Here is a 311-nt window from a genome sequence, read left to right as displayed (position 1 = left end):
GGTCGCGCGCTTTAGCGCCATCCATTTTCGGGGCTAGTTGATTCGGCAGGTGAGTTGTTACACACTCCTTAGCGGATTTCGACTTCCATGACCACCGTCCTGCTGTCTTAATCGACCAACACCCTTTGTGGGTTCTAGGTTAGCGCGCAGTTGGGCACCGTAACCCGGCTTCCGGTTCATCCCGCATCGCCAGTTCTGCTTACCAAAAATGGCCCACTTGGAGCTCCCGATTCCATGGCACGGCTCACCGGAGCAGCCGTGCCGTCCTACCTATTTAAAGTTTGAGAATAGGTCGAGGGCGTTGCGCCCCC

General features: G+C 56.6%; 1 rRNA gene. It reads right to left on the bottom strand.

The features are described from left to right. Positions 1 to 288, bottom strand: a 23S ribosomal RNA gene (locus ELI80_RS16715); the annotation flags it as partial. Positions 289 to 311: the final 23 nt, after the last annotated feature.

It is taken from the genome of Paracoccus aeridis (assembly GCF_004923205.2).
Taxonomy (GTDB): Bacteria; Pseudomonadota; Alphaproteobacteria; order Rhodobacterales; family Rhodobacteraceae; genus Paracoccus; species Paracoccus aeridis.
The sequence above is the reverse complement of the archived record's forward strand: the minus strand, read 5'-3'. Positions and strand labels throughout refer to the sequence as shown.